This window comes from Aminobacter anthyllidis, assembly GCF_018555685.1.
In the GTDB taxonomy this organism is placed as follows: Bacteria; Pseudomonadota; Alphaproteobacteria; order Rhizobiales; family Rhizobiaceae; genus Aminobacter; species Aminobacter anthyllidis.
Genome location: NZ_JAFLWW010000007.1, coordinates 49428 through 67572 on the forward strand (window position 1 = coordinate 49428; position 18145 = coordinate 67572).

Here is an 18145-nt window from a genome sequence, read left to right on the forward strand (position 1 = left end):
CGCCGCCGTGCCGATGCTGGAACCGCCGAGTTTAAGCAGTGGTGATCGCTCGACTTCGTCTTCGATCGTTCCACATCCTCACTGTCGTCGACGATTGGACGCGGGACACAAAGCGCGCTGCTGATTCCGGGCGTTTTCCCTTGGTGCGGAATCGATCACAAAATTCGGCAATTGGACGCTCTCGGGTCTGCTCCGCGGCGGCCTTTCGACTAACCCAAGCGATATTGACCATCACTGGCGGAGCAGGGTGTACGAAGAGGACTTTCGTACCATTCCCTTCATCTCGCTCGGCGCCAAGGCTGGTTATCAAATCACCGAACGCGCTAGCCTCTTCCTAGCCGGCAATTTCGATGAGAACTTCCGCGCGAAAGGCGATATGACAGTGTACGACATCCCGACGGGCGCCCGAAGCAGCACGACCTTCAAAGATGGCGCAGGCATGGACTTCTATGCCTTCACCATGTCGGCCGGCTTCAAGCTGACGTTTTGAGTGCAATCGCGTCTGACGCTGAGCACATACGTGACGCCAGTCCGCCATCTGCTCGCGGAACGTGCCTATAGCTTGATCGGGCTTCCGCGATGCCCTCGTCCAGCACGGCATCACTCCCTGATTCCGGCTCATGCGAAGCACAACCATAACTACGATCCGGTTCTCTACCGCCAACGCCACAAGATCGATAACACCTTCGCTCACCTCAAGCACTGGCGACGCATTCATACCCGACAACCGCTGCGCTCACGCCTTCCTTGTCCGCTATCGCTTTCGCCGCATTTTCATCTTCTGGGATCAACGCGCTAGCCGATAGACCTTGCTTGCGAGGGGAACGATCGCGATGTTGCGATCGATCACGGCGATGACGTCTTTGCCGAGCCATAGGTTGTTCTTCTCGGCGTTCCACACGTCGAGAAGCGCTGGACGGTTTCCTAACTAGGCGCAATCGAGAACCAGCTTCTCAGGCAGGCGTGCTTTTGCTGCCAGGCGTCGGAGCTCGTCTTCGTTGAATTCGCTGACCTTGTTCGTACGCGCGAATTTCAGCGCTGCCGTTTCATCGGGAATGTAGGGGATGGTCGATATGAGATCGTAGGGCGGAGACAAAGCAGGCGTCCTGCGATCGTAATAGATCAGCGACCAGTTTTTGAGGTGCATGTCGGCATTGCCGATCAGTGTGCAATAAACCAACCGCCGGATGAATTCGGCGATGCTCTCTTCCTTGGTTTCGATCCCGAGGACCGTGGCGATGTTGCGGTAGCTCGCACTTTCGTACTTCTGTTCGGGATAGCGGCGAAAGACCTGCGCGAAGTCCTCTATGGGACGAGATTTGCGCCGTCTCGATCGAAACGACGAAGGGCGAAAGCCTTGTCCCCCGCAGCCGCCTCAGCCCCGCGGAAAGGCCTTCCAGAGAGTCGACATGGACCAAGTCGATTCCAGGAACATTGATGCCGAGGCGAGAGGCGATCGTCATCATCGAGAATTCGTTCTCGGGGACGCCATCAAACCGCTCAGCCGGGAGTTTGGCAATCCAGGAGCCGCCGACGCCCCTGGCCCGAATGACGAGGCCGCTGTTCTTGCGCTTGTTTCTGATGGCTGAGAATTTGAGCTGCACGCCGGCGAGCGAAACCGCAGTGCCTTGTCTTTTTGTCTGCCGCCGCCGACAGCGTTATCGGCGGGCGGCCAGGCCTCTCCATTCGTCGGCGTGACGGTCACGGCGCCGGGTAGATCGCGCCCCAGCACCCACAGCAAGAAAAACTCGCGCACCTCCTTCACGCTAGCCCGATCTGCCAGGTACTTGCGCAATGGACCTTCCGGCAACAGGTTTGAGAAGAAGGGCGATACCTGGATATGCGTGGCTGGTTGCTCGGTGACGAGCCCGCCGTGATCGTCTTTGAAGGAGAGAGTTAAGGTCGGCCGTCGCGCCTCGTCGATGTATTCCTGGATGAGTGCAAAGATCTGGTCTCCTTGCAAGAGCCTGAGCGTGCCGATCTTGTTTCCATGCAGGGCGACATTGAGGACGGACACATCAGGCATTGTCCTCCTCCAGATCATAGGCTGGTTTCGGGCCGGCTGTCGTTACATTGACAGCGTGAACGAGACGATTGCGCAATGCCTGCAGCGATCCGGCTTCGCGGATGGCGGAGCTCCCTCAGGACCGTCGACGCGCGATGCAATTGCGTGTCATTGGGTAGAGCTGTGCGCAGCGTCGTTCGTCGCGAGTCAGATACACATAAATGCCGGTGCTGCCGAGCAGGCCGATGGAATCGACCTCAGCCGCGATCAGCCGGCTGACCAGTTTCCGTAGCGCGTCAACGTCGACCCGGCCGGAACGATCGGCGGGGGTGATCGGAAAAGCAGACAGGCCGTTTGCGAAAAATCATGGTTCAATTCCTCGATCGGTGGGGGCGAAACCCGGCCAGTAGTGGCCGTCAGGCGTCGGCCGCTTGCCGAAGATGGCCTGACCGACGCGCACGACAGTGGCGCCTTCCTCGATGGCTTCCTCGAAGTCTCCGGTCATACCCATGGAGAGCCCGGTGAGCGCGGCGTTGTGCTTCACGGCTTTGTCCCGCAGCCGGCGCAGCAGAATGAAGCAAGGCCGCACCTTGGCCATGTCGGAGGAAAACAGCGCAAGTGTCATCAACCCGCATGGCCGGAGACGGGGAAGCTGATCGAGGGTCTCCACGAAGGGCAGCACTGCGTTCGGATGGAGGCCGAACTTGCTGTCCTCGCCAGACGTGTTGACCTGCACATAGACGTCGAGGAAGCGATCTTCGCGCTCCAGCCTCGTGTTCAGAAGGTCGGCGAGCCGCAGGCTGTCGAGTGCATGAAACTCACGCGCGAAGCGGGTCAGATATTTGGCCTTGTTGGTCTGGAGATGTCCGACGATGCTCCAGTCGATGGCGAGATCGTGAAGCGCCTCGCACTTTGTCATTGCCTCCTGGATCTTGTTCTCGCCGAAGGTGCTGATGCCGACGTCGAAGGCATATCGCAGGATATGGGCCGGCACCGTCTTGGTGATCGGCAGCAGCCGCACGGAGGCACGGTCGCGGCCGGCCCGTGCGCAAGCAAGCGTGATGCGCTCTTCAACCGACGCCAGATTGGTGCGGAAGCTGGTAAGGGGATCAGGCCCGAAGCGTTCGACGTCCTCGGGCGAAAGCGGCGGATTGTTCGTGCCCATTGTGATCTGCCCCCTTCACCGCCCGGTGGCCAGATAGCCGCCGGCTTCCGTGATTGCGCGTTGAACCAAGGTGAGACCGGCGCCTGCGAAAAACAGCGCCAGTCCACCGTCAATCCAACGTTGCGCGATTGGCGTAGAGCCTCGACATGACCGGAAAGGAGAAAACGATCGCGTATCCGCTGAATATGATGACAGACAGCACCGCATATCCGAGCAGGATGACGAAGGGCCTATAGGCTGGAGCCCCCGGCTGAAGCCCGAGAGAGATTGTAGCGACCCAGGCCATGACGGCTTTGGGGTTTGCCACATGGATCAGCACGCCCCGACGATTGAACATCCTAAACTCCGCGCGGGAGGGTTGAGTTTCGGCCAGCTTCGCCAGGTCCTTCCCCTGGAGGGCCGCCCGCAATGCAATCACCGCAAGATAGATGAGATAGGAACCGCCGACGACGATCTGGATGGCGTACAGCGTTTTAGGATAGGTCAGAAGCAATGCGGCCAGCCCTGTCGATGCGAGTGTCGCCCAGGTCCAGGAGATGGTGATCACCCCGGCGGCAAGTGCGAACGCTGCCGTACGGCCGCGGCTCATCGCTGTGCTCATGATCGCCATATTACTGGGCCTGGGCTCAAGGCGCCCAGGATGTAAGCTGCATAGGCCATGAGCAGGGAATGGAGAGGCGATACGTCCACGATCGATATCCGGGTGTTCGCGTGAGGAGCGCGATATGCGAGGGCCAGAGCAACGATTGCCTGCCCTATTAATTCGTCCGTGCGGCGAGAGGTTCGTCCAGGCGACCGGCCCGTTCGAGTTCTTGCAGTTCGTCGCCCCCGCCCACATGGGTTGAGCCAATGAAAATCTGCGGGACCGTCCGGCGGCCGCCGCTGCGGGCGACCATGACGTTCGCCGCTTCCGGATCGCGCTCAACGTCAAGCTCGATGAACGCAACGCGTTTTTTCGGTCAGGAGCGCCTTCGCGGCCTTGCAGTGGGGGACAGTCCGGGGTGGTGTAGATCAGCACGCCCGACCTTTGCGCCGGAGCGGTGTTTTCTTGCAGCCAAGCGACGACTTCGGCCGCCGATTTGTTCGGCGGGAACACCGGATAGAAGACGTGTTCAATCACCCCGTCCTTGATGACGAGGTCAGCCGCTTGATCAGCCGCATGCCTTCCACGGTCATGGTTGGCAGGCGCAGCGCGTCAGTCAGCTTGAACTCGGCATCGCTCACGATCGGGAAGGCCAGGCCGAGCCGATCGGACAGCTCTTTCTGATATTCTGGGGTTTGCGTGCTCAATCCGTAGATCGTGACGCCGAAGGCGGCGAACACATCCTTTTCGGCCTGAAACGACAGGGTTTGCGGCGTGCATCCGCGCGCACCGGGAATGTCGTTCCAACCCGGCGGCAATTCGACCCCGGGAACCCCGGTCATCGGATAGGCATAGACGACGACGCGACCCGACAAGGCGAACAAGTCCACCAGTTCGCCGAAGGTCGTGCGGAGCGTCACGCTTGGCATTTGCATGCCGGCCAGATGATCGGCCTCGCCATCGTCCACCGGGGGTGGCAGGTTGTCGGGAAGGGAAAACGGATTGGCGGGGTGCTCGGGATTGGTCATGGGTTGGGTCTCCATTGCGATTACTTTCCCATGCGCTCAAAGTGAAGCCACATTGAAAGACTGAGCACTCCTGCTGACTTTGTCGTTTGGCGTTCTCCGCAGATGCTACAGGTTTCGACCAATTTATGTTTGCTTACCATTCCCAGCGGTTTGGGGTTGCTAAAAGTCTATGAATTTCTCTGAAGGATCTGTTGCAACGCCTGCACGCGGGTTGGCGGGGTGCTGATCAGGCAGCGAGACTGGCGAACTGCTTGGGCCAGGAGGGTTCGGATTGAAAGCGTATCTCGCTTGTCGTTTGCTCAAACCAGAGGATGCAGGGCTGCTGCCGCTCATTCGCCATTTGGTCGACGAGCAGTCCATCTATGGCTATCGCCGCATCACCGCGCCAGCGCTCAGAATTCGCTCCCCGAGGGAGTTCATTCGGGCACAAACCCGGCCGCGGATCCGCTCAATCTCATCGTCTCTTCTCTGCAGCAAGGCTACCGGCGGCGAGAATGCGCTGACGCCAGAAGATGATTTGGGAATCATCCGTCCCGGCCGTCAGATGATCGTGACATTCTTCTGCTATTTGGACTTCCGCAGAGCGAATCGATTCCGTAGAAATAAGAATTCTGCCACCGCCCCGCCGCCGTAAGGGTAATGATATACCCTTTGGATTTTGATCCGACCTGGCAGGCGGCGGGTAATCTTCAGAGGCCGACGTCAGGCAGCGTTCGGGATACCCAAGATTTCATCGAAGATACTCTCAGCCAAGCCAAGCGCCCGAGCGATCCGATCGCGATAGCCCTTGTCGAAACAATGGCCAGATTCGATCAGCCCGACCTCCTCGACTGTCAGACCGCTGGTCACGGCAATGTCCTCGGTCGAATAGCCAAGATGTTCCCGATATGCCTGAATTACGGGTTTTCCGTTTGAGATTGCGGTAAGCACTGCCTCGGGCAGCGCGAAAGGCGTTGCGGTCATTTTGCCTCCAAATGCAGAGAACGGCCATTCGATAACTCGAACCAAGCGGCGGCCGATGTTGAAATAGGATGCCGAAACAGCCCGAGCCGGCGGCATCCAAAATGCGATCACTCTCGAACGTGTGAGAGGCGCTACGCTAATATGGCGGCCGCCGCCGTTTAGATCAAGAACCTTGGCTCGCTTTACGAGGATTGCTCCAGTGGCCACAATTCGACGACACAGTGCGCAGCGCCGTCATCACGCTCACATCGATGATTGCGCGGCCGCTTTAACGCGCCGTCGGCTTACGGCGCGATTGAGGAGCCGCGCGATCTGGCGGTCGGGCACTAGGCGCACCAGCTCGCGGACCAGCCTCAAAGTATCTGCGGGGCTGCCTAGCGATGCTGGCCGGCGGTGTTCATCTTGAGCCTCAATACCTTGTGGTCCCCTGCCGCCCATGCGGGAGGCCGGGTGCCCATCGGACAAGACGCTGAGGGACCAAACATCTCTCTGTTTCAGCCCGACTGTTGGCTGTCAGATCCGCGACACCGGAGTAGGGCTGCGCTTTGCTGCGAATTCCGTTCAACCTATTGAATGATGACCAGAAAATCCCCCGGAGGTTCCTTCTGCTTAGTTGGCACGACTTTTGATGCTTCTCGAGAGGCGACAGGAGATACCGACTGGGCGTTCATCGTGGGTGACATCGCGCGCAATGCAACGAAGGAAGACAATATGTCAGGTCCGCGTCAGAGTCGATTTTATGCAAAGAGGATTGCCGCCTTTAGCGCAAGGCGTTCACGAACCGCATATCAACAATGGCTTCCGTGCAAAACGCAGGGAGATCACTTGTGAAAATCCTATTCGCTACGGTGGCTGTCGCGTTGCCGGCCATCGCTTTTGCTGCGCAAACGATCCCCGTATACCTCAGAGAAACGGCACGGGCCACCTTCAAGGCTCTACCGTCCATCACGCCGACAGTCGCCAACAACCCGATCACACCGGAGAAGATAGCCCTGGGCAAGGCAATGTTCTTCGATCCACGCGTCTCGGCGTCAGGCGTCTTGTCGTGCAACTCGTGCCACAACTTGGCCACCGGGGGCGACGACAATCATGAAAGCTCGATCGGCCATGGTTGGCAGAAGGGACCGCGCAACGCGCCGACGGTACTGAACGCTGTCTTCAACATCGCGCAGTTCTGGGATGGTCGTGCTGAAGACCTGAAGGCTCAGGCCAAGGCACCGATCCAAGCCGCTGTCGAAATGGCCAACACACCAGGTCAACTCATCGCCACGCTCAAGTCGATGCCGAAATATGTCGAGTGGTTCAATTCAGCTTTCCCGGGCGAAGCCGATCGCGTCACCTTCGAAAACGTCGCCAGGGCAATCGAAGCCTTTGAGGCGACACTGGTCACACCGGCGCCCTTCGATGCCTTCCTCAACGGCGATGACGCCGCTATGACTTCCGAACAGAAACAGGGCCTGACGCTTTTCATGGACAAAGGCTGCTCGTCCTGCCACGGCGGTATCAACGTGGGTGGGGAGGGCTATTCCCCATTCGGCCTCGTTGAAAAGCCCAACACCGATGTCCTGCCGGAAAACGACAAAGGCCGATTTGCCGTGACCCATGAAGCCGACGATTCCTATGTTTTCCGCGTGGCGCCGTTGCGCAACGTAGCACTCACCGCGCCATACTTTCATTCGGGCAAGGTTTGGGATCTGAAACAGGCCGTCGCCATCATGGGGACCACCCAGCTCGGCCAAGAATTGACGGAAAAAGAAGTCGACCTGCTCGTTGCCTTCCTTAATTCGCTGACCGGAAAAGTACCGGAGGTCGCCTATCCCGTCTTACCCGCCGAAACGCCGACAACGCCTCGACCTGTATTGCATATCCTCCCGCAATGATTGGCCGGAGCTGGCTAGCGAAGGTCGCAATCACGGATGATTGCGACCTTCACTGGGACGAAACGATCATGACTTCCGGCGAGGCCTATCCAACTGGAAAGCTAGGGGGACTTTCATTTCCGAATTCAATTGAAACGCTAAATGAAAACCTGACCCGTCGACGCCCACTTGCGTCACGACAGCATGACCGTCTTGCCGGCCACGTCGATCAGACGCTCCGGCTAGCCGACTGTGTCGTAATGTGTCGTTGCATGCACCCCCGCTTTAGATTCGCTGACAAGCTCGCAACCACCTGATCGAGCCATCGCGGACAATATTCCGCGCGGCGTTGGCGTTCGCCCAGCGGAAACCGGATGCCTTCAGATCCACCCCTTCAAAACGTGCTCGATGGCGTTGCGACGCGCGAGCAGCTGTTCCAGCTCTGCAACGCACCGATATGAAAACAAAGCTGCGGTCAGCCAGCGACGTGGCCCGAGCATTTGTCAATGCACACCGCAAGTGCCGCTTGCTCTCGGACTATCTCATCCATATAGCTCGGCGCAACAGAGGAAGCGCCAGTTGTTCAGTCATCGTCAGCCGCGACCTCCTGTGCAATTCGTTCTAACAAGGAAGAAACTATGAGGCGGCAGACCCGACCGTTCACTGTGGAGGTCAAACAAAAGCGCAATTATCAAAAACGGGGCCATTCCATCTGGAGCGATGTCGATCTCTCCGCGGCTATAGCCGACACAACAAGGGAGCTCAAAGATATGGATCTGCCAAATCGTCGGCTGATTGACTCTAATGTCATACCCCTTGATGCTGAACACGCGCACAAACCGCGAGCGGAGTATCTCATGGCAAATCCCCTAGAAGCTGAATCAGTAGAAGCTGCAACCGAACACGCTCCCAAAGGAAGGACGCCTGAAACGAAGAAGAAAACCCCACCTTCGCGGAAGGCCAAGACTGAGCCTGGTCGCAAGAATGGCGCCAATACGGCGTCCCCGGCGGCAGCAACAGCAGCGGCCGTGCGGAGCGCCCGGAAGGTCTACTCCGGAAAAGAGCGCGCCCAAATGCTCGCTCAGGTCGAGACGTCGATCAGCGGCGGCACCACTCTCAAGAGCGCCGTAAAGCAGGCGGGTATATCGGAACAGACCTATTATCACTGGAAGAAGGCCGCGGCGCCTAGATCCGATGGCGACGATCTGAAGGACCTGGTCGCCCTCGAGAAAGAAAACAAGCGATTGAAGAGCCTGCTCGCGGAACGCCTGCGCACAGAGAACGCGGAACTGAAGAGGAAGCTAGGGCTGCAATAAGGCTTCAGAAGATGCCGCCATTCGACCAGACGGTAGAACTGTGATCGAAGGCTCGCCGGCTGTCGGATGGACGGAGATTTTGCGCACCAGCACCCTGATCTGTCGCGGCCGAGACAGGAAAAACCACTCCCGGCGGATTGAAGCGGTACATGGCAAGCACGTGTCAATCAGGGATCGGTGAACGCGGCCGAAGGCAAGGATGACAGCATCAAGGTTTTACGCTGGGCCTTGATCGAAGGCCACCATTCCATCGATGGCCGCGGCGGATTGTCAGGGCGAAGTCAATGGGACGCGGATGCTGTGGGATTATAGCCCACCCATGCACAGGTACTTCATTTCGAGATAATCCTCGAGGCCGTGGCGCGACCCCTCACGACCGATCCCTGATTGCTTCATTCCGCCAAAGGGTGCGGCCTCGGATGACATGCGTCCCGTATTGATGCCGACCATTCCGTATTCGAGGGCTTCAGCCACGCGCCACACGCGCTTTAGATTGGAAGCGTAGAAGTAGGCTGCAAGACCGTAAATCGTGTCATTCGCCTCGCGCACCACCTGGTCGGGATCGTTGAAGCGGATTATGGGAGCCAGCGGTCCGAAGGTTTCTTCCTGAGCGACCCGCATTGTCCTTTCGACGTCGGTGATCACCGTGGGCTCGAAGAAGGTTCCCGATTCGCCGATACGGTTGCCACCGCAACGGATCTTCCCACCCTGCCGCACAGCATCGCGAATATGATCTTCAATCTTTGCAAGCGCGCACTTATCGATCAGGGGACCGATCGCAACTTCTGGCTCGAAACCGTCACCGACGCGCAATGCACTGACGCGCTTGGTGAATTTGTCGCAGAATTCATTATACACGCTGGACTGTACGTAAAGCCGATTGGCTGAAACGCAGGTCTGGCCTGCATTCCGAAACTTTGCCTGTAGCGCACCATCGACGGCAGCGTCGACGTCTGCATCATCAAAAACAATGAAAGGAGCGTTACCACCAAGTTCGAAGCTGGTTCTTTTGATCTGATCCGAACACTCCCTCATGAGCAGCCGCCCGACCTCGGTCGACCCAGTGAAGCTGATCTTGCGGACCTTCGGGTTCGAGCAAAGTTCACGCCCAACCGCATCGCCTTCCGATGCGTAGATCAAGTTTAGAACGCCATCGGGAAAACCTGCCATCCGGGCAAGCGTGAACATAGCACCCGCGACAAGCGGTGTTTGCTCCGCGGGTTTCAGAACAATCGCGCAGCCGGCGGCAAGCGCAGGCGAAATCTTGCGAGCCACCATCGAGGCGGGAAAATTCCAAGGAGTAATGGCGCCGACAACACCGATCGGCTGTTTGATTACCAGCATACGCCTGTCGTTAGAAGGCGGCGAAATCGTCTCGCCATAGATGCGATAGGCCTCCTCGGCATACCATTGGAGGTAGGCTGCGGCATGGGCGATTTCAGACTTCGCCTCTGCAAGCGGCTTACCCATTTCAGCCGTCAAAATGGCTGCAAGATCCTCGCTGTGGTCGAGGATCAGTTGGTGCCATTCCCATAAGATGTCGGAGCGCTCGCGCGCGGTGAGCGCCGCCCAATGTTCCTGCGCAGCTTCAGCCTTATCGATTGCCTTGGAAACGTCCCGGACATCCATATCTGGAAGCTCAGCCAACAGCTCGCCCGTTGAGGGATTGAACACCGAAAAACGCCTCGTGGATTGCTCCGCCTTCCGACCAGGCACACCGGCCAGATCGTCAAATAGCTCGGGATTTTTGAGACGTCTCGTCAGCGACTGTGTCACGGTCAAACCGTCGTCCCCCTTCATGGTTAAGTTACTAGCTTCGCAACGTACTAATAGGCACAACTTGTGCCAGATGATCGGACGAGATCGTTCCGGCCCTCCGTCATTGCAAGCGCAGCTTCCCGACTGATTAGCCCATAGCAATGACAGCCTCAATCACGAGTCGCGCTAAGGCTTTCGCTCCATAACAGGCAAGCGCGGATAGAGCTCGTGAAGAGCTGGCATAGGCGGAGTCGATCATCGAAATCGCCGACGTTGGCAACAGCACTGCGGTATCATTCTTTGAGCGGCTTCCACGGCCGCTCATATCAGGCATATCGAAAACCGACCGCCATGGTCGAACGTGCCATCGATGTAGTGGCTTGAGCGCTGCTAAGTCTTGATAGTCGCGCACAAAGCCATGTTTGTTCAGTTCGCCACCCGAAAGCTCCACTGCGACGATGTAGTGTGGCCGTGTAGGCGCGCACACTACAATATCACGCGAGCCCAAACCTTTTCCGACCGGCTCCGTCCCAAAAAAAGGGGGCGGCGTCGCTGCCGCCCTCTCGGTATCCGAAAGCTGATAGAGGCTAGATTAGAAATCCATGCCGCCCATGCCGCCCATGCCGCCGCCGCCCATGCCGCCAGGCATGCCGCCGCCGCCAGCCGACTCCTTCTTCGGAGCCTCCGCGATCATGGCTTCGGTGGTGACCAGCAGGCCGGCGACCGAGGCCGCGTCCTGCAGAGCCGTGCGCACGACCTTGACCGGATCGACGATGCCCATGGCGATCATGTCGCCATATTCGCCGGTCTGGGCGTTGAAACCGAAGGTCGCGCCCTTGTTCTCAAGGATCTTGCCGGCAACGATCGAGGCTTCCGCACCGGCGTTGGCCGCGATCTGGCGGGCCGGAGCCTGCAGCGCACGACGCACGATGCTGATGCCAGCGGTCTGGTCGGAGTTTGCGCCGACAGCGTTGATGCTCAGCGAAGCGCGCAGCAGGGCAACGCCGCCGCCGGGAACGATGCCTTCTTCCACGGCCGCGCGTGTCGCGTTCAGCGCATCGTCAACGCGGTCCTTCTTTTCCTTGACTTCGACTTCCGTCGCACCGCCGACGCGGATCACCGCAACGCCGCCCGCGAGCTTCGCGAGACGTTCCTGCAGCTTCTCCTTGTCGTAGTCCGACGTGGTCTCTTCGATCTGCTGCTTGATCTGGGCAACGCGGCCCTGGATCTCTTCCTTCTTGCCGGCGCCGTCGACGATGGTGGTGTTCTCCTTGGAGATCGACACCTTCTTGGCGCGGCCAAGCATGTTGAGGCCGACGTTCTCGAGCTTGATGCCGAGGTCTTCCGAGATGACCTGGCCACCGGTCAGGATGGCGATGTCTTCCAGCATGGCCTTGCGGCGATCACCGAAGCCCGGCGCCTTGACGGCGGCGATCTTCAGGCCGCCACGCAGCTTGTTGACGACCAGCGTGGCCAGAGCCTCGCCTTCGACGTCTTCCGAGATGATGAGCAGCGGCTTCGAGGTCTGCACGACGGCTTCGAGAACCGGGAGCATGGCCTGCAGGTTGGAGAGCTTCTTCTCGTGCAGCAGGATGTAGACGTCCTCGAGATCGGCAACCATCTTGTCGGCGTTGGTGACGAAGTAGGGCGAGAGATAGCCGCGGTCGAACTGCATGCCTTCCACGACTTCGAGCTCGGTTTCGGCGGTCTTGGCTTCCTCGACCGTGATGACGCCTTCATTGCCGACCTTCTGCATCGCTTCCGCGATCATCTTGCCGACCGACTCGTCGCCATTGCCGGCGATCGTGCCGACCTGGGCAACCTCTTCCGAGGTCTTGATCTTCTTGGCGTTCTTGATCAGCGTCGCGACGACGTCGGTCACGGCAAGATCGATGCCGCGCTTCAGGTCCATCGGGTTCATGCCGGCGGCAACCGCCTTGTGGCCTTCCTGGACGATCGACTGCGCCAGAACGGTCGCGGTCGTGGTGCCGTCGCCGGCGATGTCGTTGGTCTTCGAAGCGACTTCGCGGACCATCTGCGCGCCCATGTTCTCGAACTTGTCCTCAAGCTCGATTTCCTTGGCGACGGTGACGCCGTCCTTGGTGATGCGCGGGGCGCCGAACGACTTGTCGATGACGACGTTGCGGCCCTTGGGGCCGAGCGTGACCTTCACCGCGTCGGCGAGGATGTTGACACCGCGCAGCATGCGCTCGCGGGCGTCACGGGAGAATTTTACGTCTTTGGCAGCCATTTTTAACTCCTGGGCATTTCGCCCGAAATTCAGATTGGATGGTACGGATGAAGGGCAGCGGCGTGTTAGCCGATGATGCCCATGATGTCGGCTTCCTTCATGATCAGAAGGTCTTCGCCATTGAGCTTGACTTCGGTGCCCGACCACTTGCCGAACAGGATACGGTCGCCAGCCTTGACGTCCAGCGGGACCAGCTTGCCGGCTTCGTCACGAGCGCCGGAGCCGACAGCAATGATCTCGCCTTCCTGCGGCTTTTCCTTTGCCGTATCCGGGATGATGATCCCGCCGGCGGTCTTGGATTCGGATTCGACCCGGCGAACGACCACGCGGTCATGAAGCGGGCGGAACTTCGACTTTGCCATTTTTTCTTCCTCGATGAGAACGGTGAGAAAAGCGTCCGGCGACGCCGGATAACTTACAAAGCTCGGCTATGCCGGCCTGCGGTTAGCACTCACCAAGGGCGAGCGCTAACAATGCGACGAGATAAGCCCTAGGCTGGGGCTAGTCAAGACAAGAGGGTGGGCGATCACGATTTTCCGGACGATGCAGCCCTGAAAGAGTCGAGCCAATCGATGGTGTTCGGAGGCTCGACCCACAGGATGAATCCACCCTGCGGATCGGTAACCATTGTGCCTTCCGCGATCTGCCAGCGCGCTTCGTCGCACCGTAGAGAGCGAGGTGAGGGGCTGAGCATTTGGTAGCGCCGAGACGTGCCGAGCTTTTGCGTGGAGTGGCCATGCGGGATGTCTCCTTTAGCATCATCTCCCGCACCAGAGGCTTGCCCGTTCATGGGACTGTATTTCTATCCACAGGGTGGATGCATCTCATCGAAACAAACGATTTTATCAATCTTCCGGAATCTCGCGTTTGACGTCAGCACCTCACACGCCCTGATCGCCCGCTCCCCTCACCAGAGCGGCAGATTTTTTGCAGAGGTACTCGGACTGAATACGCGTTCCCATTCACGTTAGTTGTGGATAACAAGGCTGAATTAACATGCAAAATCTGCGCATCTAAATCGATTTGAGCACTCACGGACGTTGCGGACCAGAATCGCCGTCACCCTGAAATCGACAAGGCATCGGCTATCCCAAAATCGGGGCTTGACGTTACGTAAGGTCCTATGTTTTCCGATGTGCGGGAACGACTTCCAGTCTCAGCCCAAGGGCAACGAAAATGAGGGGCAGCAATGGTGGCTGGCGAACCTAATGACGTGCGCGTCAAGCGTTGTGGTGGGGGATGGGTTGTTCATATTGTCGAGGACGGCAAACTGACAGTTCTTCGGTTCAAGACACAGTTTCCCGCCGAAAATTACGCCGATGGCCAACGAGCCAGGCTCGGTCTTGCTGCCAAGCCACCGATCGACGAACCTGATATGTAACGCGATCAGGCGTCGGATGGCTGGCGAGCCTTGGCGCCGGCGGGAAACACTTTGCCGAAGGCCCACCTCAATGCTGCTTGCGGCCGTTCGGCTAGCCATATTCGCGATGATGGTTTGGCACCGCTGCCGATGCGGAAGACGGTGGCCTGCTTGATCGACACGGCGGCAAAGATCATGAAAAGCCAGGTCGTCAAGGACCCAGCCGCGGCGCTTGAGAAAGCAGAAAGAATTTGCAAGCCGCCACCGCAAGTAACCTGAGACAAGGGTCAGACATGCAAACCGCTGTTCGCGGATCAGCAGCTGCGAGACATTGCGCCATCCCACGAAGGCCCACGGTGCCCAAGGCGCAGTAGGCATCGGCCTTTTTCAGCAACTTCGTCGAGTCTTAGACCAGACGCTCTTCAGTGCCGAGGCTCGCACATCTGCGGAGCGCGGCTCACGCCCCGGAGACCAAGGCTGGAATTGCCAAAGCTTCATTCGCCTCATCAAGGATCGAGAAACTGTAACGGCCGTCTGTGTCAAGATCGACGGAGTAGCTCAGGCGGTCGAGTATGTAGTTATCCTGGTCGAACGTGACGATGCGCGGCTTCAGCGAGGTGATATGCGCTTCGTCCAGGTAGATGGAGTTGCAGACGATAATTGGGTCGTCGGGCTGACAGGTGCGAGCCGCCGCTCCGTTGAGGATGCAGCACCGTGAACCGCGCTCGCCGAGGATGACATAGGTCGAAATCCGCGCACCGGAATTCTTGTTCCATATCTCCACGAATTCCATCGGCAGGATCCCGGCTGCCTCGCAGTGGTCGGGGTCGAGCGTTATCGATCCATGGTAATTGAGGTTCGCTTCGGTGACATGGATGCCGTGCAGCTTGCCGGCGACTAGTTTTCGCATTGGTTCTGTTGTCCTCATCATCATACAAGGTGAATGTTGGCAGCCGGTTCGCGCGACTAAATTCCAATGACGAGCGCACCTCCGCTGAGGCCCGCACCCGCAGCCGCTAGAAGAACCTTCTCTCCCGCCCCAAACGGCTGCGTGCGATGAGCGAGCGACAGCGACAGCGGGATCGTCGCGGCAGAAGAATTGCCGTATTCGGAGATCGACTTGACGATCGTGTGATCGGCGATGCCGAGGTTTCGCCCGACCGCATCGAAAATGCGGGCATTGGCCTGGTGCGGTACGAACCGATCGATGTCCTGCGGCCGCATCCGGGCCGCCGCGAGTGCGTCCTGCGAGCAGGCAGTCATCATCTCAACCGCCTTGGCGAACACTTCGCGGCCGTCGGTGATCGTCATGCGGGTTTGCTCGAGATCGAGGTCGCCATGGAACGGGGTGTTGCTTCCGCCGGCGGGAATCTGGATCAACCCATAGCGCGATCCGTCGGAATTCACCGAAGCGCCGAGAATGCCTCGATCCGGTTTATCGCACGGACCAATCACCACGGCGCCAGCAGCATCGGCAAACAGCACGGCGCTGGCGCGCTCGGCGGGATTGATGCGGCGGCTAAGGATGTTGGCGGCGATGACGAGGCTCACCTTGCCATGCAGCCGGGTGAATCCGTCAGCGAACATCAGCGCATAGATGAAGCCGGCGCAGGCGCCGGTGAGATCGATAGCGCCGGCCCGGCCGAGCCCCAGCCGATGTGCGACCAGCGGCGCACTTGGTGGCAGAAGGTGGTCGGGGGTCGAGGTGGCGAGCAACAGAAGACCGATGTCGCTCCGGTCGATGCCGGCATTCGCCAGCGCCATGTCGCCGGCTTGCGCGGCAAGGCCCGACAGCGTGTCTTCGTCGGTTGCCCAGAAGCGCGAGCGAATGCCGGTGCGCCGCTCGATCCAGCCGGGTTCAAGCCCGAGACGGTCTTCAATTTCCGGGTTCTCGACCTTGCGCGACGGCGCATGATGACCAAACCCGAGGACGCGCGACGATCCGCTCATGGCTTTGTGCCGAAGCGTTCGCCGGCCTCCTCGATGGCGTCATGGAGCCCGTCCAATTCCTCGCCGGTGATGCAATAGGGCGGCAGAAGATAGAGGACGTTGCCGAGCGGGCGCACGAGCATGCCGCGCTCGAGGAAGAATGCGCGCAGCTTTGGCCCAATCTCGGCCAGGTAACCGGCTGAGCCAGTGCGCAGATCGAGGGCCGCGATCGTGCCGGTCGCCCGGCTGTCGGTGAAGTTGGCATTGTCGCGAAAGCGCTGAAGCCCGGCGGCCTGCCTCGCGCTCAGGGCCGCGACCCGCTCGGCCACCGGCTCGTCATGCCAGATCTCGACATTGGCGAGGGCTGCCGCGCAGGCCATCGGATTGGCGGTGTAGGAACTCGAGTGGAAAAACGTCTTCTTGCGGTCCATCGAATAGTGGGCCTGGAAGATGGCATCGGTCGCAAGCGTGGCGGCCAGCGGGATCACGCCGCCCGTCAGCCCTTTCGAGGTGCACAGGATGTCCGGCGAGATCGACGCCTGCTCGCAGGCGAACATGGTCCCGGTGCGTCCCCAGCCGGTCATCACTTCGTCGGCGATCAGCAGTGTGCCGGAGGCCTCAGCGATCTTCTTCAACTCGGCCAGAACCCATGCCGGATACATCAGCATGCCGCCGGCGCCAAGCACGAGCGGCTCGACGATCAGCGCGGCCGCGCGCCGGTCACGGCTGACGGCCTCGAAACGATCCAGCGTTTCCTGCTCGCGCCCGGAGGCCGGGAAGGGGATTGTGTCGACCTCGAACAGCAAGGGCTCGTAGGCGGCGTTGAACACGCCTCGGGCGCCGACGCTCATCGTGCCGATGGTGTCGCCATGATAGCTGTGCTCCATGACGACGATGCGCGAGCGCGGCGCGCCGATGTTGCGGAAATAGCCGAGCGCCATCTTCAGCGCGACTTCGACTGAGGTCGAGCCGCTGTCGGAATAAAACACCCAGTCGAGACCGGTGGGAGCGAGCCCGACAAGCGCCCTGGCCAAGCGTTCGGCTGGCTCGTGGGTGAAGCCCGCGAAGATGATCTGGTCGAGGCTCGACGCGGTCGTCTCGATGGCCCTGATGATGCGGGGATGGCGGTGGCCATGCGTGACGACCCACCAGGACGAAATGGCGTCCAGGATACGTGTGCCGTCAGCCTTGTAGAGATAGGCGCCTTCCGTCCTGACGATTTCAGGGATAGCCGGCTCGAGCGCGTGCTGGGTGAACGGATGCCAGACTTGAGACTGCGACATCACTCGCCTCCTGCGATCGCTGCGAGGTCGAAGCCGGCAACCATCGCTTCCCTCAGCGTCTCACTCGTCAGCGGATCGAGCAGCGGCAGCCTGCCAAGCTGGCGTATGCCGCTGAATTCCACGATTGTCCTTTGCGTATCGGCCACTTCATCGCCGATGAAGGCGATGCCGACGAGCGGGATCGAGCGAGCCCGCAGGGCCTCGATCGACAACAAGGTGTGATTGATGGTGCCGAGCTTGGTACGGGCGCACAGGATGATCGGCACCCGCCACTGAGCGAATATGTCGATGAACTTGGTCCGCCGGTTGAGCGGCACCATCAGTCCCCCGGCACCTTCGATGACGATCGGACCCGGCAAGTCCGGAAGCGAGAGCCTTGCCACGTCTATCGCGACGCCATCGAGTTCGGCCGAACGATGCGGCGACAGCGGCTCCTTCAGGCGATACACTTCCGGCAGCACGCGCCCCGGCGGAAGGCCGGCAAGCCGCGCAACAACCTCGCTGTCGGTCTCGCCGTCGAGGCCCGACTGCACCGGCTTCCAGTAGAAGCCGTTGAGGAAGCCGGCCAATCCCGCCGAAAACACCGTCTTGCCGATTCCGGTATCTGTTCCGGTGATGACGATGCGCTTGGTCATGTCGCCTCCG

19 protein-coding genes and 3 pseudogenes are annotated in these 18145 nt (G+C 59.6%); 6 read left to right on the top strand and 16 right to left on the bottom strand.

The features are described 5' to 3' along the window. Positions 1 to 154 precede the first annotated feature (154 nt). Complete coding sequence (locus J1C56_RS23135; protein WP_214392517.1) at positions 155 to 490, top strand: omptin family outer membrane protease; 336 nt, start codon at positions 155 to 157, stop codon at positions 488 to 490. 438 nt (positions 491 to 928) lie between these two features. On the opposite strand, the pseudogene J1C56_RS33900 reads toward J1C56_RS23135, so the two are convergent. From J1C56_RS33900 to J1C56_RS23165, 8 genes and pseudogenes are all read right to left on the bottom strand, one after another. Continuing rightward, positions 929 to 1312, bottom strand: a pseudogene (locus tag J1C56_RS33900) (type II toxin-antitoxin system HipA family toxin); the annotation flags it as partial. A gap of 148 nt (positions 1313 to 1460) precedes the next feature. Further along, positions 1461 to 1604, bottom strand: a pseudogene (locus J1C56_RS33905) (type II toxin-antitoxin system HipA family toxin); the annotation flags it as partial. A 104-nt stretch (positions 1605 to 1708) separates the two neighbouring features. After that, a pseudogene (locus tag J1C56_RS33910) lies at positions 1709 to 2044 on the bottom strand (HipA N-terminal domain-containing protein); the annotation flags it as partial. 97 nt (positions 2045 to 2141) lie between these two features. Beyond that, on the bottom strand, positions 2142 to 2354 hold the full coding sequence (locus J1C56_RS23145) for a dihydrodipicolinate synthase family protein (RefSeq protein ID WP_136617752.1): 213 nt from the start codon (positions 2352 to 2354) through the stop codon (positions 2142 to 2144). Positions 2355 to 2369: 15 nt separating this feature from the next. Next, a complete protein-coding gene (locus tag J1C56_RS23150; RefSeq protein WP_214392413.1) occupies positions 2370 to 3170 on the bottom strand; it encodes a YggS family pyridoxal phosphate-dependent enzyme in 801 nt (266 codons plus the stop codon). A 109-nt stretch (positions 3171 to 3279) separates the two neighbouring features. Continuing rightward, positions 3280 to 4008: a LysE family translocator gene (locus J1C56_RS23155; protein WP_214392518.1), complete on the bottom strand. Its 729-nt coding sequence runs from the start codon at positions 4006 to 4008 to the stop codon at positions 3280 to 3282. Further along, entirely contained in the window at positions 3929 to 4108 is a 180-nt protein-coding gene (locus tag J1C56_RS33015) for a glutaredoxin domain-containing protein (protein ID WP_136617751.1), read from the bottom strand. Before J1C56_RS33015 ends, J1C56_RS23155 begins: the two co-directional genes overlap by 80 nt. A gap of 178 nt (positions 4109 to 4286) precedes the next feature. Then, the gene (locus J1C56_RS23165; RefSeq protein ID WP_338001490.1) at positions 4287 to 4781 is read right to left on the bottom strand and encodes a peroxiredoxin; all 495 of its coding nucleotides are present in this window, start codon (positions 4779 to 4781) and stop codon (positions 4287 to 4289) included. 271 nt (positions 4782 to 5052) lie between these two features. Between J1C56_RS23165 and J1C56_RS23170 the strand changes: the two genes are divergently transcribed. Next, the gene (locus J1C56_RS23170) at positions 5053 to 5415 is read left to right on the top strand and encodes a hypothetical protein (RefSeq protein ID WP_214392414.1); all 363 of its coding nucleotides are present in this window, start codon (positions 5053 to 5055) and stop codon (positions 5413 to 5415) included. Between the two features lie 68 nt (positions 5416 to 5483). Here J1C56_RS23170 and J1C56_RS23175 read toward each other — a convergent pair whose 3' ends face one another. Beyond that, on the bottom strand, positions 5484 to 5744 hold the full coding sequence (locus J1C56_RS23175) for a transcriptional regulator (RefSeq protein ID WP_246591826.1): 261 nt from the start codon (positions 5742 to 5744) through the stop codon (positions 5484 to 5486). A gap of 794 nt (positions 5745 to 6538) precedes the next feature. On the opposite strand from J1C56_RS23175, the gene J1C56_RS23180 reads away from it, so the two are divergent. Together J1C56_RS23180 and J1C56_RS23185 are read left to right on the top strand one after the other, a co-directional pair. Next, positions 6539 to 7624, top strand: a complete 1086-nt coding sequence (locus tag J1C56_RS23180) for a cytochrome-c peroxidase (protein ID WP_214392415.1) — start codon at positions 6539 to 6541, stop codon at positions 7622 to 7624. A gap of 617 nt (positions 7625 to 8241) precedes the next feature. Then, entirely contained in the window at positions 8242 to 8919 is a 678-nt protein-coding gene (locus J1C56_RS23185; protein ID WP_246591828.1) for a transposase, read from the top strand. Between the two features lie 306 nt (positions 8920 to 9225). On the opposite strand, the gene J1C56_RS23190 is transcribed toward J1C56_RS23185, so the two are convergent. The 3 genes from J1C56_RS23190 to groES form a co-directional block, all read right to left on the bottom strand. After that, complete coding sequence (locus J1C56_RS23190) at positions 9226 to 10719, bottom strand: NAD-dependent succinate-semialdehyde dehydrogenase (protein WP_214392416.1); 1494 nt, start codon at positions 10717 to 10719, stop codon at positions 9226 to 9228. 550 nt (positions 10720 to 11269) lie between these two features. After that, positions 11270 to 12928 carry a chaperonin GroEL gene (gene groL, locus J1C56_RS23200; protein ID WP_006333967.1) on the bottom strand — a complete coding sequence of 553 codons (1659 nt, stop codon included), beginning with the start codon at positions 12926 to 12928 and terminating at the stop codon, positions 11270 to 11272. A gap of 65 nt (positions 12929 to 12993) precedes the next feature. Then, positions 12994 to 13290: a co-chaperone GroES gene (groES, locus tag J1C56_RS23205; RefSeq protein ID WP_006333965.1), complete on the bottom strand. Its 297-nt coding sequence runs from the start codon at positions 13288 to 13290 to the stop codon at positions 12994 to 12996. Between the two features lie 827 nt (positions 13291 to 14117). Here groES and J1C56_RS23210 point away from each other — a divergent pair. Continuing rightward, a complete protein-coding gene (locus J1C56_RS23210) occupies positions 14118 to 14309 on the top strand; it encodes a hypothetical protein (protein WP_010913541.1) in 192 nt (63 codons plus the stop codon). A gap of 51 nt (positions 14310 to 14360) precedes the next feature. After that, positions 14361 to 14567 (top strand): hypothetical protein, encoded by a 207-nt coding sequence (locus J1C56_RS23215; RefSeq protein ID WP_214392417.1) that lies wholly within the window; start codon positions 14361 to 14363, stop codon positions 14565 to 14567. A gap of 178 nt (positions 14568 to 14745) precedes the next feature. Here the strand turns inward: J1C56_RS23215 and panD are convergent, their stop codons facing one another. The 4 genes from panD to bioD are packed head-to-tail and all read right to left on the bottom strand — an operon-like array spanning position 14746 to position 18135. Then, a complete protein-coding gene (panD, locus tag J1C56_RS23220) occupies positions 14746 to 15198 on the bottom strand; it encodes an aspartate 1-decarboxylase (RefSeq protein WP_006333949.1) in 453 nt (150 codons plus the stop codon). 56 nt (positions 15199 to 15254) lie between these two features. Further along, the gene (locus J1C56_RS23225; RefSeq protein ID WP_214392418.1) at positions 15255 to 16238 is read right to left on the bottom strand and encodes a beta-ketoacyl-ACP synthase III; all 984 of its coding nucleotides are present in this window, start codon (positions 16236 to 16238) and stop codon (positions 15255 to 15257) included. Next, positions 16235 to 17500 carry an adenosylmethionine--8-amino-7-oxononanoate transaminase gene (locus J1C56_RS23230; protein WP_214392419.1) on the bottom strand — a complete coding sequence of 422 codons (1266 nt, stop codon included), beginning with the start codon at positions 17498 to 17500 and terminating at the stop codon, positions 16235 to 16237. Before J1C56_RS23230 ends, J1C56_RS23225 begins: the two co-directional genes overlap by 4 nt. Further along, positions 17500 to 18135 (bottom strand): dethiobiotin synthase, encoded by a 636-nt coding sequence (gene bioD / locus J1C56_RS23235; RefSeq protein WP_214392420.1) that lies wholly within the window; start codon positions 18133 to 18135, stop codon positions 17500 to 17502. Before bioD ends, J1C56_RS23230 begins: the two co-directional genes overlap by 1 nt. Positions 18136 to 18145 lie beyond the last annotated feature (10 nt).

Coding starts and splice junctions, on each gene's coding strand:
- J1C56_RS23165 (WP_338001490.1), bottom strand. CDS start 4,781: ATGACCAATCCCGAGCACCCCGCCAATCCGTTTTCCCTTCCCGACAAC.
- J1C56_RS23180 (WP_214392415.1), top strand. CDS start 6,539: ATGGCTTCCGTGCAAAACGCAGGGAGATCACTTGTGAAAATCCTATTC.
- J1C56_RS23185 (WP_246591828.1), top strand. CDS start 8,242: ATGAGGCGGCAGACCCGACCGTTCACTGTGGAGGTCAAACAAAAGCGC.
- J1C56_RS23230 (WP_214392419.1), bottom strand. CDS start 17,500: ATGTCGCAGTCTCAAGTCTGGCATCCGTTCACCCAGCACGCGCTCGAG.
- J1C56_RS23190 (WP_214392416.1), bottom strand. CDS start 10,719: ATGAAGGGGGACGACGGTTTGACCGTGACACAGTCGCTGACGAGACGT.
- panD (WP_006333949.1), bottom strand. CDS start 15,198: ATGCGAAAACTAGTCGCCGGCAAGCTGCACGGCATCCATGTCACCGAA.
- J1C56_RS23155 (WP_214392518.1), bottom strand. CDS start 4,008: ATGTGGGCGGGGGCGACGAACTGCAAGAACTCGAACGGGCCGGTCGCC.
- J1C56_RS23225 (WP_214392418.1), bottom strand. CDS start 16,238: ATGAGCGGATCGTCGCGCGTCCTCGGGTTTGGTCATCATGCGCCGTCG.
- J1C56_RS23150 (WP_214392413.1), bottom strand. CDS start 3,170: ATGGGCACGAACAATCCGCCGCTTTCGCCCGAGGACGTCGAACGCTTC.
- J1C56_RS23210 (WP_010913541.1), top strand. CDS start 14,118: ATGGTGGCTGGCGAACCTAATGACGTGCGCGTCAAGCGTTGTGGTGGG.
- groES (WP_006333965.1), bottom strand. CDS start 13,290: ATGGCAAAGTCGAAGTTCCGCCCGCTTCATGACCGCGTGGTCGTTCGC.
- J1C56_RS23175 (WP_246591826.1), bottom strand. CDS start 5,744: ATGACCGCAACGCCTTTCGCGCTGCCCGAGGCAGTGCTTACCGCAATC.
- bioD (WP_214392420.1), bottom strand. CDS start 18,135: ATGACCAAGCGCATCGTCATCACCGGAACAGATACCGGAATCGGCAAG.
- groL (WP_006333967.1), bottom strand. CDS start 12,928: ATGGCTGCCAAAGACGTAAAATTCTCCCGTGACGCCCGCGAGCGCATG.